The following is a 317-nucleotide window of genomic DNA, read 5'->3' as shown; positions in this document are numbered from 1 at the left end:
CGCTGGCAATGTTTTCCAGCAGATGCCAGAAAACCGCTTCCAGCCGAATACTGGTGACCACACCATCGAGTCGGATGGAGCGGGTTTTCAGTTCAAACAGCTCCGGTTCGGCAGCAGAATAAATCTCACACATAACACCCTCTCCTGGCCCTGGCCAGTATGCCCTGCGGTATGGCAGGGCATGTCTGGATGATTCTAGCGGGTTTGGCAGGAAGGGAAACTTACAATGCCATCAGCAGTTGGTTAAATTGAGCCAACCAGGCCGGGTGGGCAGGCCACGCGGGTGCGGTGACCAGATTACCATCCGTGATGGCATC

General features: G+C 55.5%; 1 protein-coding gene. It reads right to left on the bottom strand.

The window, feature by feature from the left end; genetic code table 11:
• Positions 1–133, bottom strand: a 133-nt coding sequence (locus tag Q4563_RS23660; RefSeq protein WP_442903788.1) for a ribbon-helix-helix domain-containing protein, incomplete at its 3' end; no start/stop codon positions are given.
• Between the last annotated feature and the right edge of the window lie 184 nt (positions 134–317).

The organism is Gilvimarinus sp. 1_MG-2023 (assembly GCF_030548285.1).
Note: the sequence above shows the minus strand (reverse complement) of the source record. Positions and strands in the feature narration are given on the sequence as shown.